At 64.6% G+C, this 21,137-nt stretch carries 21 protein-coding genes; 5 read left to right on the forward strand and 16 right to left on the reverse strand.

The window, feature by feature from the left end:
* Positions 1 to 41: 41 nt before the first annotated feature.
* The gene (locus LAN37_12890; GenBank protein ID MBZ5648105.1) at positions 42 to 857 is read right to left on the reverse strand and encodes a class II aldolase/adducin family protein; all 816 of its coding nucleotides are present in this window, start codon (positions 855 to 857) and stop codon (positions 42 to 44) included.
* A 96-nt stretch (positions 858 to 953) separates the two neighbouring features.
* Between LAN37_12890 and queA the strand changes: the two genes are divergently transcribed.
* Positions 954 to 2,036, forward strand: a complete 1,083-nt coding sequence (gene queA, locus LAN37_12895; protein MBZ5648106.1) for a tRNA preQ1(34) S-adenosylmethionine ribosyltransferase-isomerase QueA — start codon at positions 954 to 956, stop codon at positions 2,034 to 2,036.
* Between the two features lie 44 nt (positions 2,037 to 2,080).
* On the opposite strand, the gene LAN37_12900 is transcribed toward queA, so the two are convergent.
* Entirely contained in the window at positions 2,081 to 2,410 is a 330-nt protein-coding gene (locus tag LAN37_12900) for a cupin domain-containing protein (protein ID MBZ5648107.1), read from the reverse strand.
* Positions 2,411 to 2,552: 142 nt separating this feature from the next.
* On the opposite strand from LAN37_12900, the gene polA reads away from it, so the two are divergent.
* On the forward strand, positions 2,553 to 5,231 hold the full coding sequence (gene polA / locus LAN37_12905; GenBank protein MBZ5648108.1) for a DNA polymerase I: 2,679 nt from the start codon (positions 2,553 to 2,555) through the stop codon (positions 5,229 to 5,231).
* A gap of 178 nt (positions 5,232 to 5,409) precedes the next feature.
* Here polA and LAN37_12910 read toward each other — a convergent pair whose 3' ends face one another.
* The 12 genes from LAN37_12910 to LAN37_12965 all read right to left on the reverse strand — a co-directional run bounded on the left by LAN37_12910 (position 5,410) and on the right by LAN37_12965 (position 17,145).
* Positions 5,410 to 5,604: a hypothetical protein gene (locus LAN37_12910; GenBank protein MBZ5648109.1), complete on the reverse strand. Its 195-nt coding sequence runs from the start codon at positions 5,602 to 5,604 to the stop codon at positions 5,410 to 5,412.
* Positions 5,605 to 5,607: 3 nt separating this feature from the next.
* Entirely contained in the window at positions 5,608 to 6,312 is a 705-nt protein-coding gene (locus LAN37_12915; protein ID MBZ5648110.1) for an NAD-dependent deacylase, read from the reverse strand.
* Positions 6,313 to 6,317: 5 nt separating this feature from the next.
* Positions 6,318 to 7,709: a phosphoglucosamine mutase gene (glmM, locus tag LAN37_12920; GenBank protein MBZ5648111.1), complete on the reverse strand. Its 1,392-nt coding sequence runs from the start codon at positions 7,707 to 7,709 to the stop codon at positions 6,318 to 6,320.
* Positions 7,706 to 8,374, reverse strand: a complete 669-nt coding sequence (locus LAN37_12925) for a hypothetical protein (GenBank protein ID MBZ5648112.1) — start codon at positions 8,372 to 8,374, stop codon at positions 7,706 to 7,708. Before LAN37_12925 ends, glmM begins: the two co-directional genes overlap by 4 nt.
* Entirely contained in the window at positions 8,371 to 9,198 is an 828-nt protein-coding gene (gene cdaA / locus LAN37_12930; GenBank protein MBZ5648113.1) for a diadenylate cyclase CdaA, read from the reverse strand. The genes LAN37_12925 and cdaA overlap by 4 nt, the downstream gene beginning before the upstream one ends.
* Before the next feature lie 140 nt (positions 9,199 to 9,338).
* The gene (xseA, locus tag LAN37_12935; GenBank protein ID MBZ5648114.1) at positions 9,339 to 10,715 is read right to left on the reverse strand and encodes an exodeoxyribonuclease VII large subunit; all 1,377 of its coding nucleotides are present in this window, start codon (positions 10,713 to 10,715) and stop codon (positions 9,339 to 9,341) included.
* Positions 10,716 to 10,768: 53 nt separating this feature from the next.
* Complete coding sequence (locus LAN37_12940) at positions 10,769 to 11,995, reverse strand: molybdopterin molybdotransferase MoeA (protein ID MBZ5648115.1); 1,227 nt, start codon at positions 11,993 to 11,995, stop codon at positions 10,769 to 10,771.
* 97 nt (positions 11,996 to 12,092) lie between these two features.
* Complete coding sequence (locus LAN37_12945) at positions 12,093 to 13,232, reverse strand: tetratricopeptide repeat protein (protein ID MBZ5648116.1); 1,140 nt, start codon at positions 13,230 to 13,232, stop codon at positions 12,093 to 12,095.
* Positions 13,233 to 13,251: 19 nt separating this feature from the next.
* Entirely contained in the window at positions 13,252 to 13,962 is a 711-nt protein-coding gene (gene queC, locus LAN37_12950; GenBank protein MBZ5648117.1) for a 7-cyano-7-deazaguanine synthase QueC, read from the reverse strand.
* A gap of 114 nt (positions 13,963 to 14,076) precedes the next feature.
* Positions 14,077 to 14,760: a radical SAM protein gene (locus tag LAN37_12955; GenBank protein MBZ5648118.1), complete on the reverse strand. Its 684-nt coding sequence runs from the start codon at positions 14,758 to 14,760 to the stop codon at positions 14,077 to 14,079.
* A 25-nt stretch (positions 14,761 to 14,785) separates the two neighbouring features.
* Positions 14,786 to 15,163 carry a 6-carboxytetrahydropterin synthase QueD gene (gene queD / locus LAN37_12960; protein ID MBZ5648119.1) on the reverse strand — a complete coding sequence of 126 codons (378 nt, stop codon included), beginning with the start codon at positions 15,161 to 15,163 and terminating at the stop codon, positions 14,786 to 14,788.
* Between the two features lie 107 nt (positions 15,164 to 15,270).
* Positions 15,271 to 17,145, reverse strand: coding sequence for an ATP-dependent DNA helicase (locus LAN37_12965; GenBank protein ID MBZ5648120.1), 1,875 nt, complete (start codon positions 17,143 to 17,145; stop codon positions 15,271 to 15,273).
* A gap of 84 nt (positions 17,146 to 17,229) precedes the next feature.
* Between LAN37_12965 and der the strand changes: the two genes are divergently transcribed.
* Positions 17,230 to 18,684, forward strand: coding sequence for a ribosome biogenesis GTPase Der (gene der / locus LAN37_12970; GenBank protein ID MBZ5648121.1), 1,455 nt, complete (start codon positions 17,230 to 17,232; stop codon positions 18,682 to 18,684).
* On the opposite strand, the gene trmFO is transcribed toward der, so the two are convergent.
* Positions 18,665 to 20,020 (reverse strand): methylenetetrahydrofolate--tRNA-(uracil(54)-C(5))-methyltransferase (FADH(2)-oxidizing) TrmFO, encoded by a 1,356-nt coding sequence (trmFO, locus tag LAN37_12975; GenBank protein MBZ5648122.1) that lies wholly within the window; start codon positions 20,018 to 20,020, stop codon positions 18,665 to 18,667. The genes der and trmFO overlap by 20 nt on opposite strands.
* A 19-nt stretch (positions 20,021 to 20,039) precedes the next feature.
* Positions 20,040 to 20,540 (reverse strand): GNAT family N-acetyltransferase, encoded by a 501-nt coding sequence (locus LAN37_12980; GenBank protein MBZ5648123.1) that lies wholly within the window; start codon positions 20,538 to 20,540, stop codon positions 20,040 to 20,042.
* Between the two features lie 38 nt (positions 20,541 to 20,578).
* On the opposite strand from LAN37_12980, the gene LAN37_12985 reads away from it, so the two are divergent.
* Together LAN37_12985 and LAN37_12990 are read left to right on the forward strand one after the other, a co-directional pair.
* Positions 20,579 to 20,809 (forward strand): carboxymuconolactone decarboxylase family protein, encoded by a 231-nt coding sequence (locus LAN37_12985; protein ID MBZ5648124.1) that lies wholly within the window; start codon positions 20,579 to 20,581, stop codon positions 20,807 to 20,809.
* A 126-nt stretch (positions 20,810 to 20,935) separates the two neighbouring features.
* On the forward strand, positions 20,936 to 21,106 hold the full coding sequence (locus tag LAN37_12990; GenBank protein ID MBZ5648125.1) for a hypothetical protein: 171 nt from the start codon (positions 20,936 to 20,938) through the stop codon (positions 21,104 to 21,106).
* Positions 21,107 to 21,137: the final 31 nt, after the last annotated feature.

The raw sequence follows: 21,137 nt of genomic DNA on the forward strand, positions 1-21,137 counted from the left end.
CACACGCGGACGTCACGCTCAGTCCAACAGCAGATCTCTCGCTACCACCTTCTCTTCGTATGCCTCATTGCGTCTTCCACGATTGACGCCAATTCCTCGCGCGTGACCAGGAGGCGGTCGCCGCTCGCGACCGGCACTGCAGAAGTCTTGGCGCACGCGGCCGGCGGTTCACTGCCCGTGATCGGACATCCGGGCGCGCGCGGCGCGGCCGAGGTCACCCCTTCGTACTTTTCCCGCGCCACCATCAGCTTGCTCACGTCCGCATCGCTCAGGAGCTGCGGCCGGCCGAGCAGGTGCGATACCAGCGCGATCTTGGCGAAATGCTCGACCGTCTCCATCTTCATGTAGGCGCGGGTCAGGTCTTCGCCGTAAGTCACCACGCCATGGTTGGCCATCAGGATGGCATCGTACTGCGGGATGAGCGGCTCGAGCGCAGTCGTCAGCTCCGGAGTCCCCGGCGTGCCGTATTTTGCGACCGGGATGCAGCCGAGAGCGAGCACGATCTCCGAGACCAGCGCTTGGTTCAGGGGCAGTCCGCAGGCGGCGTAGCCGGTCGCGGTCGGCGGATGCGCGTGCACGATGCCCTTCACGTCCGGTCGCAGCCAGTAGATCTGAAGGTGCATGGCAATCTCGCTGGAGACGTTGCGGCGCCCCATGACCTTCTTGCCCTGCATGTCGACCACGACCAGGTCCTCCGGCTCCATCATGCCCTTGCTCATGCCGGTGGGAGTGGAAAGGACGGTGTCGTGGTCCAGGCGGACGGAGAGATTGCCGTCGGTAGCCGCCACGAAGCCCTTGCCGTGGATCATGCGGCCGAAGCGGACGATGTCTTCGCGGTGCTGGCGCTCGCTCTTCATTTACTACACACGTAGTAATACCGGGACCTTTGGAATCCGCGTATGGTACTGCAGCGCAAGCGGATAGGCAATGAAGTCAGAGACTAGAATCGGTACGTGCTGGTCTCGGACTTCGATTACCACCTGCCGGAAGAAAGGATCGCCCAGGAGCCACTGGAGGACCGAGCGGCCTCGCGCATGCTCCACCTGACCCGCGCGACGGGAGAGATGTTCGACACGGCTTTTCGCGAGTTCCCGGAGCTGCTTCGGTCCGACGACCTGGTGGTGCTGAACAACACGCGAGTGTTTGCGGCCCGGCTCTTCGGGCGTCGCAGCGGCAAGCGGGCGCAGCCGGTGAGTCCGCGCAATCCCGCCTCGCGCGAGTTCCTGCACGGCAAGGTCGAGGTCTTACTTACCAAGCAAGTTGGACCGAACGAATGGGAAGCCCTGGTCCGTCCGGGGCGGAAGATCGGCGTTGGGGAGCGCCTCTTCTTCGGAGAGCACGACGAGCTCCAGGCCGAAGTCGTCGGGCGCGGCGAGTTCGGCGAGCGCACCTTGCGGTTCTCGCCGCTCGAGGACTTCTTCGGGATCGTCGAGCGGATCGGGCACGTGCCGCTGCCGCCCTATATCGCGCGGGATGACCGTCCCGGCGACCGCGAGCGCTACCAGACGGTTTACGCGCGGCAACCCGGGTCGGTGGCGGCGCCGACCGCCGGCCTGCACTTCACCCCCGCGATCCTGGCGCGCCTGCACGAGCGCGGTGTCGAAACCGCCGAGATCACTCTGCATGTCGGCCTCGGCACATTTCAGCCGGTGCACGTCGAAGTCGTCGAGGAGCACAAGCTCCATCGCGAATGGTTCCGAGTTCCGGAAGACGCGGCCAGCAAGATCAACAACGCCCTGAACGACCATCGGCGCGTGATCGCGGTCGGTACCACCAGCGTCCGATCGTTGGAATACTGCGCGCTGGGCAATGGACGCGTCCGTGCCGGGGAGGGCGAGGCCGACTTGTTCATCTATCCGGGGTTTCAGTTCCGGGTGGTGGGGGCTCTACTCACGAACTTTCATCTGCCGAAGTCCACGCTGCTGATGCTGGTCGCCGCGTTCGCCGGACGGGAAAAGGTGCTGGACGCCTATCGCCACGCAGTCGAGCAGACATACCGGTTCTACTCCTACGGTGACTGCATGTTCATTGAATGATGGGCGGGCGGGGATGCGCGGCCAAGGGGGCCGCGCTACGCAGTCTACTTCTCGCCGCCCTCAGGACCATAGAAGAGGACCCAGACGAAGAAGTCGTCGCTGAAATCCTCGAAGCGGTGCTCGACCCCGGCGGGCGCGAAGAGAAAATCTCCGGGTTCGAAGGGATGGCGCTCGCCGGCGTAGAAGTAGGTCCCTCGACCCTGAGCCACAAGATAAACCTCGTCGCGCGTGTGCGGAGTCTGCGGATCTGTTTTCCGGGGTGCGTACATTTTCACTTCCAGAGAGCCATGGCGGAAGACTGACACCGACTGTTTGGCCTCGGGGGTGAACAGAGACGTGATAGCTTCAGTGAAAGCGACCTTGCAGATAGCCATGGCACTCGATGATGCCCGAGGCACTCGCAGATTGCAATCGGCGCCGGTCGGCAGCCCCATTGTTCCAACGCCTTGTTAAACTGAACTGTTGTCCCCCAAGCCGCCCAACTCGCAGAAGCCCGCTGTCTACCTGATTGACGCCATGGCGTTCATCTTCCGCGCTTATCACGCCATGGCGCGGCAGCGGCCCATGTCGACCAAGTCGGGCGTTCCCACCGCCGCGACCTACGTTTTCGTGAACATGCTCCGCAAACTGCGCGACGACTTTTCGCCTGAGTACCTGGCGGCGGTCTTCGACGTCGCGGCGCCGACATTTCGCGACCAGCAAGCCGCACAGATGACCACCGTCCGCAAGTTCGACATCAAGACGCAGACGTTCCAGGAGGTGGAGTACAAAGGCTACAAGGCGAACCGGGCGGAGATGCCCGGCGACCTGGCGCAGCAGTTGCCCTACATCCGGCGCGCGCTGGAGGCGTACCGCATTCCCATCCTCGAGATGCCGGGCTACGAGGCCGACGACGTGATCGGCACGCTGGCGCGCAAGCTAGCCGAGCGATCGCATCCGGTATTCGTTGTCTCCAGCGACAAGGACATGCTGCAGCTGGTCAACGACAAGATTCGCGTGCTGAACCCTCCCAAGGACAACCTGATCTGCGATGCCGCCAAGGTAGAGGAGATCCTGGGCGTGCCTCCGGAGCAGGTGGTGGAGGTGATGGCGCTGCGCGGCGACGCGATCGACAACATTCCGGGCGCGCCGGGGATCGGAGACAAGGGATCGGTCGAGATCATCAAGCAGTTCGGCTCTGTGGAGGCGGCCCTGGAGCGCGCCGCCGAGGTGCAGAAGAAGACTTACCGTGAGTCGCTGCAGAACAACCGCGAGGCCATCATAATCTCGAAGGAGCTGGCGACCATCGACACCAACGTGACCATCGACCTCGACCTCGAGGCCATGAGGGCACAGGAGCCCGACGCCGATGCCGCACGCGCGCTCTTCACGGAACTGGAGTTCACCACGCTGGCCAAGGATTACGCGCCAACGGTCAAGCTGGAGGAGACGGAGTACGCCGAGGCAAAGTCGGCGGCAGACATCGAGAAGGCGGTCAAGTCGTTGAAGAAGGGCGCCGCGCTGGCCGTAGCGCTCGCGCTGCCGGAGGCCGCAGCTCCGGCAGAGCAAGAAGACGAAGAGGACGACGCCAAGCCGGCGCTGCCACTCGGACTGGCAGCGCCCGATCTCCACACTCCCCTGGCGGCAGCGATCTCGGCTGCGCCGGCCAAGGCCCTGGCGGTCACGCTCGACCACAACAAAGCGGCCGAGGCGCTGAGAAAAGTCCTTTCCGACCTGAAGGTCCCGAAGGCGATCCACGATTACAAGTCGGCGATCCACGCCCTGGAGCCGCGCGGCGTGCACATCGAGGGCGTGCGCGACGAGCCCATGCTGCTCTCGTATCTGCTGGATCCGACCTATTCGGCGCACGGGCTGGCTGATGTTGCGCTGCGCCGCTTCAACCTGAGGCTTTCGGGTTCCGTGACGGAGGCGGCCGACGTTGCTGGCCGGCTGGCGCCCATCCTGCGCCAGGAAGTGGAAGAAGCCGGATTGCTCAAGGTGTACGACGACATCGACCTGCCGCTCGTCCCGGTGTTGGCGCGCATGGAAGCCGCGGGCGTGAACATCGACTGCGACGTGCTGGCGAAGATGTCGAAGCGGCTGGACAGGGACGTCGCCGCCAAGGCGCGGGAGATCTACGAGCTTTCCGGTTCGGAATTCAATATCAATTCGCCCAAGCAACTCGGCGACGTGCTCTACAACCGGCTGAACCTGCCCAAGCCGGTCAAGTATGGAAAGGGCAAAACGCTCTCGACCGCACAGGATATCCTCGACGAGCTGGCGCTGACCCACGACGTGCCACGCCTGGTGCTCGAGTACCGCCAGCTCTCCAAGCTCAAATCCACCTACGTGGACGCGCTGCCGCAGCTTTGCCGCGCTGAGACCGGCCGCCTGCATACCACCTTCGGCCAGACCAACACGGCGACGGGGCGGCTATCGTCCATCAACCCGAACCTGCAGAACATCCCCATCCGCACCGAGCTCGGGCGCGAGATCCGCGCCGCGTTCACCGCCACTAAAGGTTGCGTGCTGCTCTCGGCGGACTACTCGCAGATCGAGCTGCGCCTGCTGGCACATTTCAGCGAAGACCCGCTGCTGATCGAGGCCTACCAGCGCGGGGACGACATCCACACCCTCACCGCGTCCAAGGTCTTCGGCGTGCCGCCGCTGATGATCGACGCCGAGCACCGCCGCCGCGCCAAGGCGGTGAACTTCGGCATCGTCTACGGCCTCTCGCCCTTCGGGCTCTCGCAGCAGATCGGCATCGAGCAGGGCGAGGCCAAGAGGTTCATCGCCAACTATTTCGAAACGTACAAGGGCGTGCGCAGGTTCATCGACCGTACCCTCAACGAATGCCGCCGCGAGAAAAAGGTCCGGACGCTGTTCGGGCGGGTGCGGCCCATCGGCGACATCGACAGCAAGAACCCGAACATGCGAGGCTTCGCCGAGCGCACCGCGGTGAACACGCCGCTGCAGGGCACCGCCGCCGACCTCATCAAGGTCGCCATGATCCGCATCGACGAGGAGATGCGCAGCCGCCAGCTCAAGTCACGCATGACCCTCCAGGTGCACGACGAGCTCGTCTTCGAGGTTCCCAAGGACGAAGTCGAGACCATGCGCAAGCTGGTGAAGGAGGGGATGGAGAATGCCCACAAGCTCAAGGTACCGCTGGTGGCAGACGTGGGGGTTGGGCCCAACTGGCGCGACCTGGAATAGGTTCCTGATTCGGGACGGGTTGCATTTTGGGAGCCGATGTCCTTGACGAGCGTCCCAAGACAGGAATAAAAGGCGAGTTATAAGGACTCATACGAGCCCTGCTCGCCTCATGACGCGTGGCGCGCCGGGGACGAGGTACAAAGATGCGCCGCAGCCGCCTTGGTGCTGCGGCGCATCGCTATTCCTCGTCGTACTTCTCCTGGTCCGCCTTGCGTTCCGCCGCCTCCCGCATGAGCCGGTTCATCTGTATCTGGCGGATGTGGCGCACCCGATAGAGGCGGCGGAAGACCAGGTGCCACAGAAACCAGAGCAGCGTGGCTATCACTCCAAGGAGGAGTAGAGTGTCGCCGATCTGTGCCAGTGACCGCAGCACGATTCAGGCCCCAAAGAGTTTCGGCAGCAATTCGCCCGAAGGACCCAGGAAGACTTCGTCGAAAAACGGGCTGTTCGCCGGCTCTTCCGCGCCGATGTAGTAGGAGCGCGCCCCTCGTGACTTGGCCGCCTGCGCGAAGGCGGCTGCCGGATAAACGACCCCCGACGTGCCGACGGCCATGAAGAGGGTCGCGCGGTCGAGCTGGGCGAAGATGTGGTCCATCTCGAAGGGCGTCTCGCCGAACCAGCAGATGTGCGGGCGGATCCTGCCGCCGCAATCGCAGCGCGGGATGTCGGCGCCAGGCTCGAGGGTCCAGTCGTCGTCGAACGGAGGCCGGCCGCAGTCGTCCTCGCAGCGGCTCTGGAAGATCTTGCCGTGCATGTGCGCCACGCGGCGTGAGCCCGCCATTTCGTGCAGGTGGTCCACGTTCTGCGTGCACAGGAAGAAGCGCTCGCCCAGCCGCTGCTCCAGCTCCGCCAGCGCGCGATGTCCGGGATTGGGCTGCACCTCGCGGTGCTTGCGCCGCCGCTCGGAATAGAACTCCCAGACGAGCTTGGGATCGCGCGCCCAGGCGATGGGCGAGGCGACATCTTCGACGCGGTACTTGCGCCACACGCCGTTCATCCCGCGAAAGGTCGGAAGGCCACTTTCCGCACTGATGCCCGCGCCGGTGAGGATAAAAAGGTAGTCGGTGGGAGAGATGGGGATCAAAGCTACACCCCGAGTGCCTTCTGGATCGCAGCCGCGATGGCGTCGGCGTGCTTGTGCATGAGGTCAGCGCTTTCGGCTTCGATCATGACCCGCGCCAGGGCCTCCGTACCGGAGTAGCGAACCACCACGCGGCCGTTGCCGTCGAGTTCCTGCTCTGCCGCGCGGATCGCGTCGGCGACCGCGGCAATCCCCACCAGAGGCTTCTTCTCGCGCACGCGAACATTCTTGATGGTTTGCGGGAACACCTTGAGGTCGGCGACCAGCTCATGGAGCGGTTTGCCGCTGCGGCCGACGATCTCCAGCACGCGCAGCGCGGTAAGCAGTCCATCGCCGGTGGTGGCCTCGCCATCGCGGAAGATGATGTGCCCGGACTGCTCGCCGCCGAGGGCCGCGCCGGTTCTCTGCATCTCCTCCAGCACGTACTTGTCGCCGACGGCCGCGCGCAGCATGTGGATGCCGGATCGTTTGAGCGCCGCCTCCAGTCCCATGTTCGACATGGTCGTGGCCACGACGGTGTCGCCGGTGAGCGCGCCGCGGGCCGTCATTTCGCGCGCCGCCAGTAGCAGCACCGCATCGCCGTTCACGATCTTGCCCCTGGAGCAGGAGAACAGGGCACGGTCGGCGTCGCCGTCGAAGGTGATGCCGACATCGGCCCGCGCGGCCAGAGTCGCGTTGGCGACGACTTCCGGATGCAGCGCGCCGCAGTTCTCGTTGATGTTCTGCCCGTCGGGCGAGTCCTCGATGAAGTGCGCCTCAACACCGGCGGCGGCAAAGACGTCGTGCGCCAGCTCACTGGCGGCGCCATTGGCGCAATCCACTTCCACGCTCAGGCCGCGCAGCTTCGCGGTATCCACGTTCGAGACCACCCACTGCGCGTAGGCGCGGCGCAGCGCCGCTTCGCCCGGCAGCATGGACCGCACCGGTTCGGTCGGCTCTACGTCGCTGCTGCGGTCGGTCTCCGAGAGCAGCTTGAATATCTCGTGCTCGACCGCCAGCTCCACCGCATCGCCGAGCTTGTAGCCGTCGCCCCCGAAGACCTTGATGCCGTTGTCCGTCCAAGGATTGTGCGAGGCGGAAATGACGATCCCGGCGGAGAGCCTTTGCGAGCGCGCCAGGTAGGCGATCCCCGGCGTGGTGATGACACCCGCGCTGCGCACTTGCGCGCCGGCAGACAGAAGGCCGGCCGCCACCTCGTTGGCGATCCAGTGGCTCGATTCGCGCGTGTCCTGGCCGATGATGACGCGGGCGTCCTGCCCCAGGTGGTGGCCGAGCGCGCGTCCGATGGCGAACACTGTCTCCTCATCGAGCGGAAATGCGCCGGCGACGCCGCGGATCCCGTCGGTGCCGAAAAGCTTCCGTTCCTTGCCGGGCTGCATCTGGGTTCCTGTGCTCATTGTGCCTTGGAGGTCTTCCCCGTGACGACGGTGACGCGGAGGGGCGTGGGCCGCAGTTCGCGCACCAGCGGGTCCGCGACGTACGCATTGGCGGTGAAGGTGGCGCGGCCAACCACGCCAGTAGCGTCGATGGGATCGGTCAGGGCGGCCTCGACGGCAGCTACGCGGCGCTCAGGTCCAACGATGGCGATCTCCGCCGGGTCTGCCGTGATGCCGGTGATGCCGAATCCGGTGGCGAACGTCCCGGTTACGCGCGGGTGCACCGGCACCACCTTGTTGCCCCGGCGGTCGAAGGTCAGGCGGATATGCGCGGGGATGACCTGCATCACCTCGACGTCGTAAGGAACCTTCACCTGCGTCGCGGTCAGGTCGAAAGTGCGCTCGCCGGGCCGGATGTTGCCCAGGTCCACGATCGTGTGGACGTCAGCGGCGCTCAGCTCCCGCACGCGGCGCGAGGGCCCGCGCAGGCGGACTTGCGCCTGCGGCACGACCTCGGTGGTGATCTCCAGGTCTTCCGGGACCTGGTGGAACTCTATGGGCACGTTGAAGCCGATCTCGATCACCGGTTCGCGCGACACCGCCGACCACAGCAGCACCGCGCTGATCAGAGCAATGAGCTTGAGGGAGAGGTTGTGGAGCACCCAGCGCTGGAACCAGGCGATCATCGCTCGCCCTCCGGGTGCGCGGGGTGGGGACGCGCGGCGCCGTTGGCAGCCTCCAGCTCGCTGGCGCTGACGATGGGCGTGGGCAAGGTGGCTGCGGGCACGTAGGCTTGCAGCAGTTCGCTCAGGCGCTCGCGCAGGTACTCGACGGTGATATCGCGCTCGATCTGCCCGGAGACCGCCAGGCTGACGGAGCCCGTCTCTTCGGAGACGATCACAGCCACCGCGTCCGTCTCTTCGGTGATGCCGATCCCGGCGCGATGCCGCGTCCCCAGCTGGGTCGAGAGCACCGGATTCATGGAGAGCGGGAGGAAACAGGCTGCGGCCGCTACGCGGTCTTTCTGGATGATGACCGCGCCGTCGTGCAGAGGCGCGCTGGGGCGGAACAGCGTCGCCAGCAGATCGTAGCTGAGGCGCGCCTCCAGCGGCACGCCGCTCTCGATGTAGGTGCGTAGCCCGATATCGCGCTCGATGACCACCAGGGCGCCGGTCTGGTTCTGCGCGAACAAGTTGGCGGCGAGGACAATATCTTCGTATGAGCTTCCCGACGCCCGCCCGCCTGCGCGAGCAAATGTGAGCTTCCGGCCGACCTTGGCCAGAGCCTGGCGGATCTCAGCCTGGAAGACGACGATCAGCGCGAAGATGGCGTAGGGAAGTGAGGTCGAGATCAGCCAGTTGAGGGTCCGGAGTTCACCGAACCGCGCCAGGTAAAAAGCGATGATCAGCACGCCCACCCCGACCAGCATCTGGAACGCGCGAGTCCCCTTGATCAGTACCAGGAACTCGTAAATCAGCAGGGCGACGATGACGATGTCGAGGATCGACATCGCCGACACCTGTATCGTCCGCCCCCAGATGTGCGTGGTCAAAAAATGGTCCTTTCGGTCAGAACTGCTGCGAACCGGCCGCCCAGGCCAATATTGTAAAGCACCTGCGAGCGCCGCAGGAGTGGCGCTGACTGCCCCTCTTATCTCTTCTGGGACCGCTTCACGGTCGCGGAGATCACGCCGCGGGCCACTCGGGCGCTGATCTCATCCCCGGGTTTGACCCGGGCAGCGTCCTTTACCAGGTTTCCCGAGGCATCGAAGACCAGCGCGTAGCCGCGCTCAAGGATCTTGACCGGCGAGAGTTCGTCCAGACGCGCTGTGACCTGCCCCAGCCGGACGCGATGCTGGAGGAAGTATCGCTGCGCAGCCGCGCCCAGGGTCCCGACCCGCGCTACGACGTCGCGGCGCATGGAGGCCAACTGGCGGCGCAGGTCGAAGTGGCGCACGCGCGCCGCAGCCACATCGAGCCGCGAGCGGTATCGTTGCAACAGCCCCCGCTGCACCTCCGCCATGCGGAACACGAGTTCGTCCACCCGCTGCTGGCGCCGTGCGATCAGCTCGTGCATGCGCGCCATGGCGCCGTGCTGCGCAAGCTCGGTGAGCGCCTGGCGCGCGACCAGAAGCCGGTACCGCGCCGCGTGCTCCAGGCGCCGGTGGAGAGAGCCGAGCGTCTCATCAAGATCGTGCTTGGATTGGATCACCAGCTCGGCGGCCGCGGACGGGGTGGGCGCGCGCAGGTCGGCGACGAAGTCCGCGATGGTGAAATCCGTCTCGTGCCCGACGGCCGATATCACAGGCACTTTCGAGCCGGCTATGATTCGCGCCAGAGCCTCGTCGTTGAATGCCGCCAGGTCTTCCACCGATCCCCCGCCGCGGGCTGCGATGATGACGTCCACGTTCTGCGCCTGGCTGAAGTACTCGATTCCGGCGGCGACCTCAGCGGGCGCGGCTTCGCCCTGCACCTGTGCCGGGAAGATGAGGATGTTCACCGTCTCGTGGCGGCGGCGCAGGATGTTGAGGATGTCCTGGATGGCGGCGCCGCGCGGCGAAGTCACGACGCCGATGCACCGCGGCAGTCTGGGGATGGGCCGCTTGCGCGCCGGATCGAATAGCCCTTCCGCCTGCAGCTTGGCCTTGAGCTGCTCGAACGCGACCTGGAGCGCGCCTGCGCCCTTGGGCTCCAGGTACTCGGCCATCAGTTGCAGTTCGCCGCGCTGCTCGTATACGGTGACGCGCCCGCGCGCGATCACCTGCATGCCGTTGTCGGGGCGGAAGCGCAGCAGCCGCGCCGACGACTTGAACATCACGATGCGGAGCTGGGCGTCACCGTCCTTCAGCGTGAAGTAGAGGTGGCCGGAGTCGGCCGGCCGGTAGTTCGAGATCTCCCCCTCGACCCAGACGTCGGTGTACTCGCGCTCCAGCGCGGTACGCACGGCGCTGATGAGGTCGCGCACCGCCCAAACGCGGCGCGCCTGGGCGATCTCGAAACCCAGCCCGAGCTGCTCTCGGTCGTCCACGAGCGCAGTGTAACAGGGAACATTACGGCGTAGAGACGCCCATCAGGGCATCACTACCGGAGAAGGATGGAGACCGCTTCGCCGGCGGCCAGGCGGTCGCGGTCCGGCGGGACGACGAGGTAGCAGTTGGCGCGCGCATTAGCGGCGACGTCGCCCGAACCCTGCCAGCGCACCGGCTCGACCTCCGCGCGCTCGAACTCGCCCTCCAGCCGCGCCGGCAGGAAGCGCGTCAGCCCGGTCTTGGTCCGGAACTCCGCCTTAAGCCTGGCCTGCACGTACACCAGCGGCGCGACCGGTGCGCCCGAAAGGGCGTCGAGCATCGGGCGGACGAACAGGTCGAAGGTGACCATCGTCGAGATGGGATTTCCCGGAAGCCCAAAGAAGTACTTGTCCCGCGCCTTGCCGAACACGACCGGCCTCCCCGGCTGGATCTGCGCGCCCGTGAAAAAGAATTCCGCGCGCAATTCGCCCAGCACCTGCTCGACGAGGTCGTACTTGCCCATGGAGACGCCGCCGGTGAGCAGCAACAGGTCCGACTGGAGCCCTTCCTCGATGATTTCGCGCAGGCGCCGGGGTTCGTCAGGGGCGATGGGCAGCCGCACCGGTTCGGCGACCGCGGCCAGGAGCTGCGCCGACAGCGAATACGCGTTGGAATTGCGGATCTGGCTGGCCTCGGGCGCGCGGCCGATCTCCACCACCTCATCTCCCGTCGTGAGCACGGCGACGTGCGCCCGCCGATAGACGTTGACCCACGACTTGCCTGCCGCGGCTGCCACTGCGACTTGAGGGAACGCGATGCGCGTCCCGGCCGCGACGAGCTCCTCCCCGGCACGCGCCTCGCTGCCTGAGGCGACGATGTTTTCGCCCGCCGCCACGCTGCGCTGGATCTCAACGCTATCGCCGGAGCGCGCCGTGTACTCCACCATGACGACCGCATCGGCGCCAGACGGCGCGGGCGCTCCGGTCATAATCTCGGCGCATTCGCCGGGGCCAATGGCGCGTTCAGCAATGGCGCCTGCCTTGAGCTCGGCAACGACTTTCAGACGTGCCGGGACTTTCGCCACGTCGGCCGCGTGCACGGCGAACCCGTCGCGCGTGGCGCGCGCGAAGGGCGGGAAGTCCCGGTCGGCCACTATCGGTTCTGCCAGCACACGCCCTGTCGCTTCGATCAACGGCAGCGCTTCAGTCCCGCCGGGCCTTAGCGCACGCGCATGCTCCTCGACCGCATGGCGGGCGTCCGCGAAGGAGACCACGCGGCCGGGTTGGGCGGGCGACGACATCGCGGGGAAGGATAACAGCCGGCACTCGGCGGTCGCCAGTCGCCGGAGCAAAGCGAAACGGGCGGCCAAAGCCGCCCGCGTTACACGTTCGATCCGGCTATTTCTTTTTTTCGCTTCTCTTCTTGTAAGTGGTCTCGACCTTGGACCCAAGCGCCGTCAAGTTCTGCTTGGCGATCTCTGCGTAACGCCCCGTGGGCGCTGTCGCGAGGTAATTCTGGAAGGCCTCGGCCGTGCCCTCGGGGAAGATCATTGCGCCGTCCTTGCCAAGAGTGACCTGATTCAGCAGGTTGGTGCCGAGTTGGTAGTATGCCTCGCCGTCGTTGTACTTCGGGTCCGCGGCGATGGACTTGCGAAACATCTCGTTCGCTTCTCCCAGCTTCTTGCGCTGTTCGTCGGTTCCGGGCGCGGCCTTCATGGCTTCATTCGTCAGAATGGCACCGGCATTGAAGCAGTAGCGGGCCGCGCCAATCGGATCGGCCTTAGCCGCCTGCGTGAACTCCTTCAGCGCGTCTTCGGACTTCCCGGCACGCGCGTATGCCTGGCCAAGATTGTTGTGATAGCCCGCCTCGGTGGGCTTGATGCTGATGGCCTTCTGGAAGGCTTCCATGGACTTCGTCGCCAGCTGGGTTGCCTGCGTTTTGTCAGATGTCTTGTTCAACTTGCCAAGATACGCCCCTCCGAGGTTTGCCCAGAGCAGGTCTCTCGTCGGATCGATCTTGACCGCGTCCTCGAAGATGCCGATGGCGCCGTCGTAATCGCCGGTGGTCTCCATCTGCGTGGCCTGGGCTAGCATGACATTAAGATTCTTGATCTTGGCGTGCTCGGCCTCCTGCTTCTTTCGCTGGGCCTCCGCCTCCTCGTCCATCTTCTTTATCTGCTCGGCGCTCATCTTCGAGACGGCAACGGCGGCCGCCATGTCTATGGTCAATGGGTTATCCTGGTCGGCGGTGACCACGAATCCCTGAACCGACCACCGGAGAGTGCGTCCGATCAACATTTCGACCTTGTATTGCCCGGCCGGGACGCCGGTCTTCACGAATTCGCCTTGCTTGTCCGTCTTGCCCTCTGTCTTCTTCCCGTCGGCACTGGTAAGGCGGACGGTCGCGCCGACGATCAGATTGCCCTTCTCGTCCAGCGCCTTGCCTTTGACGGTACCGGTGTTCCCTTGCGCGAACGCTGGTGCCGCAGCCAGGGCCACGAGCGTTGCCAGCAGCACAATAAGTATGCGTTTTGTCATGTATGTCATCCCTCCCGGGCTATGAATGTTTCGTAGTATTGCGGCCGCTGGCGTACGCGACGGGATCCGGATGGCCGGCGGCCTCAAAGGCCCGCAGGCGCAGGATGCAACTGTCGCAGACTCCGCAGGCGACGTCCTCGCGGCTGTAACAACTCCATGTTAAATCGAAGGGCGCGCCCAGTTCCAGACCGAGGCGCACGATCTGCGCCTTGCGCATGCCGATCAGCGGCGCCACGATATAGATCTTGCCCTCCTTGGTCCCGGCCCGCACCACATCGTTGTAGGCGCGATAGTACTCGGGACGGCAATCCGGATAGCCCGAGCTGTCCTGCTCCACGGCGCCGATGAATACCTTCTCGGCGCCCAGCACCTCGGCCCAGCTCACCGCGACCGCAAGGAAGTGCGCGTTGCGAAAGGGCACGTAGGTGACCGGGATCTGATGCCCGATCGGCGCTCCGGTTTCGGGGACCGCAATCCGATGGTCGGTCAGGGCCGAGCCCCCGATGGCGCGCAACGCTTCGTTCCGCACCACCAGCCGCTCGCGGATGCGGAGCCTGTCGCAGATTCCCTCGAACGCGCAACGCTCGCGCTCCTCCGTCCTCTGGCCGTAGCTCACGTGCACTGCCGCCACGTCGTAGTCGCGAGCCGCCAGCGCGGCGCAGACGCATGAGTCCATGCCTCCGCTCATCAGGACCACCGCACGGCGGCGTCCGCCTGCCTTCTGCGTCATTTCCTGTGCTTACCTATTAAGATGTCGAAGCAAGCTGAACTGCTGCCCCAGAAAAATCAGTTCATTCACTCATCGGACCAATCGTCACTGAATCAACCCGGCAATCGCCAATCGCTACACTCCCCTGGTCTCGGGCTGCCAGATGAACTTGTGGATCTGGATCCCGAGCCGGACGTCGAGCTGGTCCGCCAGGATCCACTGCGCCAGCTCCTGCGGGTCCAGCAGGCAGTGCGAGGCGTCGCGCGCGTCCGAGGCTTCTTTCTTAAAGGCCGGCGAGAAGATCACGTTCGCCACGCGCCCGGTGAGGCCGTGCTGGCGCGTGAAGTCGCGCGCAAACTCGTAGTCGCGCCGGTCGGCAACCACGAACTTCACCTCATCGCGCGGCATCAGCGCATCCAGGTTTTCAATGCGGAACGAGGCGCCCTCGCCCGAGCCCGGGCATTTCACGTCCATGATCTTCAGCACACCTGCAGGCACGCCGGCCAGGGGACGCTCGCCGTTGGTCTCCAGCAGCACCCGGTACCCGAGGTCGAGCAATCGCTGCATGAAGGGGACCACTTCCTTCTCCTGCAGCATGGGCTCGCCGCCGGTGATCTCGACTAGGCCGCCGTCGGGCGCGAGCCGCCGCACCTCCGACTCGGCCTCCTCTGCGGTCATCTTCTTTCCGCCGGTGAAGGTAAATTCCGAATCGCACCAGGTGCAGCGCAGGTTGCACGCGGTCAGGCGCACAAAGACGCACGGCAGCCCCGCGCAGCTCGATTCGCCCTGGATCGACTTGTAGATTTCGGTGATCTGCACGGTCAAATCGCCGCGATGTCGGCGATCATTCGAAGTATGTTGCCGTGGTCGTATCCGTCTCGTACACCTTGACGTCCTTCACGTGCACGCGCCCGTTCGTGGTCTTCTTCAGTTTCGCGTTGGTCTCTTGGTAAAAGTATTTTGCGATGTTTTCTGCCGACGGATTCAACTTGGTAAAGGGCTCGATGTCGTTGATCATCTGGTGGTCGAGGCGGTCGATGACGTGCTTCATCACGTCCTTCAAGTCCTTGAAGTCGACCAGCAGGCCGGCTTTGTCGAGGTCCTGCCCTTCGAGTGTGACCCGGACCTTGTAGTTGTGGCCGTGCGGGTTCTCGCACTTGCCCTTGTAATTGCGCAAGTAGTGTCCTGCGGCGAATGTGTCTTCGACGGTGACTTGGAACATAACTTTCAGCCGTCAGCCATCAGCCGCCAGGGCCTACAGCGAGGACGGTGGGCAGGACGGGAAACACCCATTGTAGCGCGAGGGGCAGGAAAAACGCGGCTCCGCAGCTACCGAATGCCGAAGAAGGCTTCTACATCCGCGATGTCGGTGGCTTGCCGGTACGGCGGGAGGCTTTCCAGGAACACCCGCCCGTATTGCTTCTTCAGGATGCGATTGTCGAGCAGACACAGCAGGCCGCGGTCTTGCAGCGAGCGGATCAGCCGCCCGAAGCCCTGCTTCAGTGTGATGACCGCCGAGGGCACCTGGTACTGAAAGAAAGCGTTGCCACCTTCCTCGTCGATGGCTTTGACGCGCGCCGCAACCACAGGGTCGGTCGGCACCGCGAAGGGCAGGCGGTCGATAATGACGCAACTGAGCTGCTCGCCCTGCACGTCCACCCCCTGCCAGAACGACGCCGTCGCGAACAGCACCGCATTGGGCGTCAGGCGAAACTCCTCCAGAAGCGCGTTCTTCGGCGCCGAGCCCTGCAGCAGCATGGGGTATTCCAGCTCGCCCTCCAGACGGTTGAAGATCTCGTGCATCTGGTTGTAGCTGGTGAACAGGCAGAAGGCCCGGCCGCGCGTGATCTCCAGCAGCCGGCGGATGGTCTCTGCCGCGCGGCGAGTGAACTCAGGCGTGCGCGGGTCGGGCAGGCTGGGCGGCACGTAGAGGATGGCCTGGTTCGCATAATCGAAGTGCGAAGGTACGAGCAGCTCGCGCGCGTGCTCCACCCCCAGCCGCTGGCGGATGTACTCGTAACCGCCGGAGACGGCCAGCGTCGCCGAGGTCAGCACCGCAGTCTCGACGCCGTCGAACAGCGCTTGCTTCAGGATCGCCGAGACGTCGATGGGAGTGGCTTGCAGGAACACGTGCTGCGACGAGCGCCCGCGCCGCTTCTCCCCGCGCCGTTCGATCCAGAACACCGTGTTGCGGTTCTCGGCCTCCATCACGAAGCCGAGTTGCACCTTCAGCTCTTCGCAGCGGCGGATGAAGGTGTGGACCTCTTCCGGTTTTTCCCGGATCGCCTGCAGTTCGCTGGCGAGCCTCCCGATGGCGTTCATCAGGCCCATATACTCGTCGCCGTTCTCTTCCAGGAACTCGCGGCGGTTCTCGAAGGCGAAGCGTCCCTCGCCCGGCGGGATAAGGGCGAAGAAGAACTGCGCCCGCTCGCGCAGACTGCCCGCGGCGCCTTGTACGCTTGCGTTGAGCACGCCTTTTGGGCGTAGGGTGCGTTCCAGATCGCGCACCAGCTCGTCGAAGCGCAGGTCCGAGACCGAGACGCCGAAGTAGATCGAGGCCACGTCCTCGAGTTCATGTGCCTCGTCGAAGATGACCGCCGCGAACTCCGGCAGCACACCCGCATCCGGCGCGCCATCCGACGCCTGCTTGATGGCCAGGTCGGCAAAGAACAGGTGGTGGTTGACGATGACGATGTCCGACTCCTGCGCCCGCCGCCGCATCTCGGTGATGAAGCAACGGTCCCATTGCTGACATTTCTGCCCGGTGCAGGCGTCGGCGCGCGCGTCCAGCTTGTGCCAGAGCTGGCTCGACTCGGGGATCGACACCAGCTCGGCGCGGTCGCCGTTCTCAGTCGACTTCTCCCACTCCTCGATGATGCGGAAGTGCTCGACCTCGTCCAGCCCGTTCAAAATCGGCGCGGTCTTCAGGTCGTACACCTTCTGCCGGCAGAGATAGTTGTTGCGGCCCTTCATGTAACAGACCCTTAGCTTGCTTTCGCCGTTGGGATACAGGGCACGCTCCAGAAAGGGAACGTCTTTGTAGAAGAGCTGCTCTTGCAGCGTTTTGGTACCCGTGGAGATGATGACCCGCTTGCCCGAGCGCAGCACCGGCAGCAGGTAGGCCAGAGTTTTGCCGGTTCCGGTACCCGCTTCGACGATCAGGTGACGCTTGTCGGCGAGCGCCTGGTCGACCGCTTCCGCCATCTGGAGCTGTCCGCGGCGGAACTCGTACGCCGGATGCGTCCGCGACAGCACCCCGCCCGGCCCGAAGAAGGCATAGAGTGAGCTGTGTGTCGAAGTCGCGGGCTGAGAGGTAGGGGTCACTGCGTTCCTTATAATAGCTACGATTCTTCGGAATCACACGTCTTGGGCACAACAGTACTGAAAACGGGGCAGGCGACCATCGCCATCGTCGGACGGCCGAACGTGGGCAAGTCCACGCTCTTCAACCGCCTGATCGGGCGGCGGCGCGCCATTGTGGGCGACGAGCCCGGTATCACCCGCGACCGCCTCTACGGGCAGCTCGAGTGGGGCGGGCGGCACGTGCGCGTCGTCGACACCGGCGGCATCATCCCAGAGGACAAGGAGCACATCCCGGTTGAGATCTTTCGCCAGGCGCGCGTGGCGCTGGAGGAGGCCGATGCGATCGTCATGGTGGTGGATGCGCGCACCGAACTGGCCGCGCCCGACTTCGAGCTCTCGCGCCTCCTCATGCGTATGGGCAAGCCGCTCTTCCTGGCCGTGAACAAGGTGGATTCCGACAAGCAGGAGGCCGAGGCCGAGAACTTCCGCCAGATCGGGATCGAGAACGTCTTCCCCCTTGCGGCCGAAAGCGGGCGCGGCATCCCGGAGCTGCTGGATGCCGTGTTCGAGGTGCTGCCGAAAGAAGACTTGACCGCAGAGAGCGCAGAGGAAGAAGAAACCGAGACAGCGAAACCTCACGAGATCAAGGTCGCCATCATCGGGCGGCCGAATGTGGGCAAGAGCACGCTACTGAACCAGCTCACCGGGACCTCGCGCGCCATCGTCTCGCCCATCCCGGGCACCACGCGCGACGCGGTGGACGAGCTCGTTGAGCGTGACGGCAAGACTTACCGCTTCATCGACACTGCTGGTATCCGGCGCAAAGGCAAGACAAAACTCATGGCGGAGAAGCTCTCGGTCGTCATGGCGCGCAAGCACCTCGAGGCGGCCGACGTCGCCATCATGCTTATCGATGCGACCGAGGGAGTCACCGCGATCGACGCCACCATCGCCGGCTACGCCCACGAGAGCGGCCGCTCCGTGATCATCGTCATCAACAAGTGGGATTTGGTCACCGGGTATCACGCCGACGGCAAGAAGCCCGCGGACCGTGCGGTTTTCGAGCAGAACGCCCGCGACCAATTGAAGTTCCTCAGCTATGCGCCGATGGTGTTCATCTCCGCGGTGAAGGGTAAGAACGTGGACAAGCTCTTCGAGATCGTGGAAGAGGTCGCGAAAGAGCGCCGCAAGCGCATCCCCACCGGCGAGATGAACCGCTTCCTGAAGACGGTGGACTTCGAGCGCGCCTCCGTGCCCGCTTCGAAACGGGTCAGGATCTACTACCTGACGCAAGCCGCGGTCGCCCCGCCCACCTTCATCCTCTTCACCGACCGCCCGGTGAAGCTGCACTTCTCCTACGAGCGCTTCCTGGAGAACCAGATCCGCCGCGCCTTCGGCTTCGTCGGCACGCCCATCTGGATCAAGAACCGGGCGCGATAGTCGTCAGCCGTCGGTCGGCAGCCGTCAGCCAGCTTTCGAGTTTCAGCAGCGCTTCGTCGCACACCATCTTGTGCCGAAGCTTCTTGTCTCGCACACGGCGTCGGGTTTCCTCGTCGACTGCAGGCAGCAGGTCGAAGGTGATGTTGGCGGGTTGGAAATCCTTCGCATCCGCGTGCGTGATGTAGTGCGTCAGCGAGCCCAGTGCCGTCTCTCGCGGGACGGCGACGGGCTCACTCCCTGCTACGATTGCCGCCGCGTATGCCCCAGCCAGCATCCCGGTCGCGATCGACTCCACGTAACCCTCAACTCCCGAGATTTGTCCCGCGAACAGGACGCGCGGGTGCTGCTTCATCTGTAGCGTCTCGGTGAGCAGCGTGGGCGCGTTGATGTAGGTGTTGCGGTGGATCTGGCCGAAGCGCAGGACCTTCGCGTTCTCCAGCCCGGGAATGAGCCGCAGCACGCGCGCCTGGTCGCCCCATTTCATGTGGTTCTGGAAGCCAACGATGTTGTACGAGTCGTTGCGCAGGTTCTCCTGTCGCAGCTGCACCACCGCATACGGCCGTTTGCCCGTGCGCGGGTCCTTCAGCCCGACCGGCTTCATGGGTCCGAAGCGCAGTGTGTCGCGTCCGCGCCGCGCGATCTCCTCGATGGGCAGGCAGCCCTCGAAGTAATTCAGCTTCTCCCACTCCTTGGCCTCGACCGACTCGGCCGCCACCAGCGCATCGTAAAAACGGTCGTACTCTTCCCGGGTGAACGGGCAATTGATGTAGTCGGCGGTGCCCTTGTCGTAGCGCGCCGCCATGTAAACCTTGGAGCGGTCGATGGAGTCGGCCTCGACGATCGGGCTGATCGAATCGAAGAAGAAAAGCTGTCCGGTGCCGGAGAGACGTGCGACCTCCGCCGTCAGCGCGTCCGACGTTAGCGGCCCAGTCGCGAGAATGGTCAGATCGTTCTGCTCGTCCACGTGAGTGACTTCCTCTCGCCGCACGGTGATCAGCGGCTCCCGCGAGATGGCTTCGGTGACCAGGCGCGCGAATTCCGCCCGGTCCACCGCCAGCGCATGGCCTGCCGGAACGGCGGATTGGCCCGCTATCTCCATCAGCAGCGATCCGACCCGCCGCATCTCTTCCTTCAGCAGCCAGGGAGCTGTGTTCTCGCTGTCGGACTTGAGGGAATTGGAGCAGACCAGCTCGGCGAAATCGGCGGTCTGGTGCGCGGGCGTCGTCCGCAGCGGCCGCATCTCGTAGAGTTGGACCGCGACACCGCGCCGCGCCAGTTGCCACGCAGCTTCCGTCCCCGCCAATCCCGCCCCGATGATTTTGACTTTTGTCGCCATCGAACAAAGTACTCAGCCGTCACCCGCGTGGATTCGCGGCCGCAGAAGTCTTTGCCAGCCGCTCCAGCGCCTCGCCCTCGATCCGCATGGTGATCCACTCCGTCAGCTTCTTAGCCCCGAGCGCCTCGTAGAAATCGAAGGCCGGCTGGTTCCAATCGAGCACCTGCCAGACGAAGCGCCCGCAATTCTCCCGCACCGCGATCTGCGCCAGGTGCACCAGCAACGACTTGCCGATGCCCTTGCCGCGGAACTCCGGCCGCACGAACAGGTCCTCGAGGTACAGCCCCGGACGCCCCTGCCATGTCGAGTAGTTGTAGAAGAAGAGCGCGAACCCGGCGGGTCTGTTGTCCCACTCTGCGATCACGACGCGGAACTTGGGCTCCGGCCCCCATCCGTCGCGTCGCAAATCTTCCGGACGTGCGACCGCCTGTTCCGGGGCGCGCTCGTACGTGGCCAGGTCGCGGATGAACTCGAGGATCAGCGGGATGTCGGCTTGCCCAGCAGGTCGTATGCGCAGCATGGAATCCGTGTATTATACGGGGCCGCAGAGGAGGTGAGATGGCTCGCGTCGGCTACATCGAACCGCAGAATGCGTCCCCGGACGTCAGGAAGATCTACGACGAGAAGCTCAAGGGGAAACCAGGCAACATCCAGAAGGCGCTGGCGCATCAGCCCAAGCTGCTCGATGCCTTCCTCAATTTCTACGGCAGCGTGGGACGCTCGCTCGAACGCCGGCTGTTCGAGATGGTGTACATCCGCGTCTCGATCATCAATGGCTGCCAGTATTGACTCCAGCACCATCTCGCTTCGTCGAAGCGAGCCGGGCTGACCCCAGAAGACTGGCAGCTGCTCAAGAAAGGCGACTACTCGAAGTTTTCCGCCGAGCAACAGGCGGCGCTGCGTTATGCGGAAAAGATGACCAAGGGTCCCACCAACAGCGCGTCGGCCGAAGCCGATGCGCTCAAGAAAGTTTTCTCGGACGTGGAGATCGTGGATCTGGTTGCCGAGGTCGCGCTCGCCAACCTCACCAATCGCATCACCGACGGACTTGGGCTGGAATTCGAGACGGCTCCGGAAAAGATCTAAGAACCAACGAAGAATGCAGAACGAAGATTGC

Source organism: Terriglobia bacterium (assembly GCA_020073495.1).
GTDB lineage: Bacteria > Acidobacteriota > Terriglobia > Terriglobales > Acidobacteriaceae > JAIQFD01.

What these genes read in the sequence shown, in the direction of transcription:
- queC (MBZ5648117.1), bottom strand. Translation starts at nt 13,962, where the DNA reads ATGACGCAGAAGGCAGGCGGACGCCGCCGTGCGGTGGTCCTGATGAGC.
- LAN37_12900 (MBZ5648107.1), bottom strand. Translation starts at nt 2,410, where the DNA reads ATGGCTATCTGCAAGGTCGCTTTCACTGAAGCTATCACGTCTCTGTTC.
- LAN37_12985 (MBZ5648124.1), top strand. Translation starts at nt 20,579, where the DNA reads ATGGCTCGCGTCGGCTACATCGAACCGCAGAATGCGTCCCCGGACGTC.
- polA (MBZ5648108.1), top strand. Translation starts at nt 2,553, where the DNA reads ATGGCGTTCATCTTCCGCGCTTATCACGCCATGGCGCGGCAGCGGCCC.
- queD (MBZ5648119.1), bottom strand. Translation starts at nt 15,163, where the DNA reads ATGTTCCAAGTCACCGTCGAAGACACATTCGCCGCAGGACACTACTTG.
- trmFO (MBZ5648122.1), bottom strand. Translation starts at nt 20,020, where the DNA reads ATGGCGACAAAAGTCAAAATCATCGGGGCGGGATTGGCGGGGACGGAA.
- LAN37_12980 (MBZ5648123.1), bottom strand. Translation starts at nt 20,540, where the DNA reads ATGCTGCGCATACGACCTGCTGGGCAAGCCGACATCCCGCTGATCCTC.
- LAN37_12945 (MBZ5648116.1), bottom strand. Translation starts at nt 13,232, where the DNA reads ATGACAAAACGCATACTTATTGTGCTGCTGGCAACGCTCGTGGCCCTG.
- cdaA (MBZ5648113.1), bottom strand. Translation starts at nt 9,198, where the DNA reads ATGTCGATCCTCGACATCGTCATCGTCGCCCTGCTGATTTACGAGTTC.
- LAN37_12940 (MBZ5648115.1), bottom strand. Translation starts at nt 11,995, where the DNA reads ATGTCGTCGCCCGCCCAACCCGGCCGCGTGGTCTCCTTCGCGGACGCC.
- LAN37_12890 (MBZ5648105.1), bottom strand. Translation starts at nt 857, where the DNA reads ATGAAGAGCGAGCGCCAGCACCGCGAAGACATCGTCCGCTTCGGCCGC.
- LAN37_12925 (MBZ5648112.1), bottom strand. Translation starts at nt 8,374, where the DNA reads ATGATCGCCTGGTTCCAGCGCTGGGTGCTCCACAACCTCTCCCTCAAG.
- LAN37_12990 (MBZ5648125.1), top strand. Translation starts at nt 20,936, where the DNA reads ATGACCAAGGGTCCCACCAACAGCGCGTCGGCCGAAGCCGATGCGCTC.
- LAN37_12965 (MBZ5648120.1), bottom strand. Translation starts at nt 17,145, where the DNA reads ATGGCGGAAGCGGTCGACCAGGCGCTCGCCGACAAGCGTCACCTGATC.
- glmM (MBZ5648111.1), bottom strand. Translation starts at nt 7,709, where the DNA reads ATGAGCACAGGAACCCAGATGCAGCCCGGCAAGGAACGGAAGCTTTTC.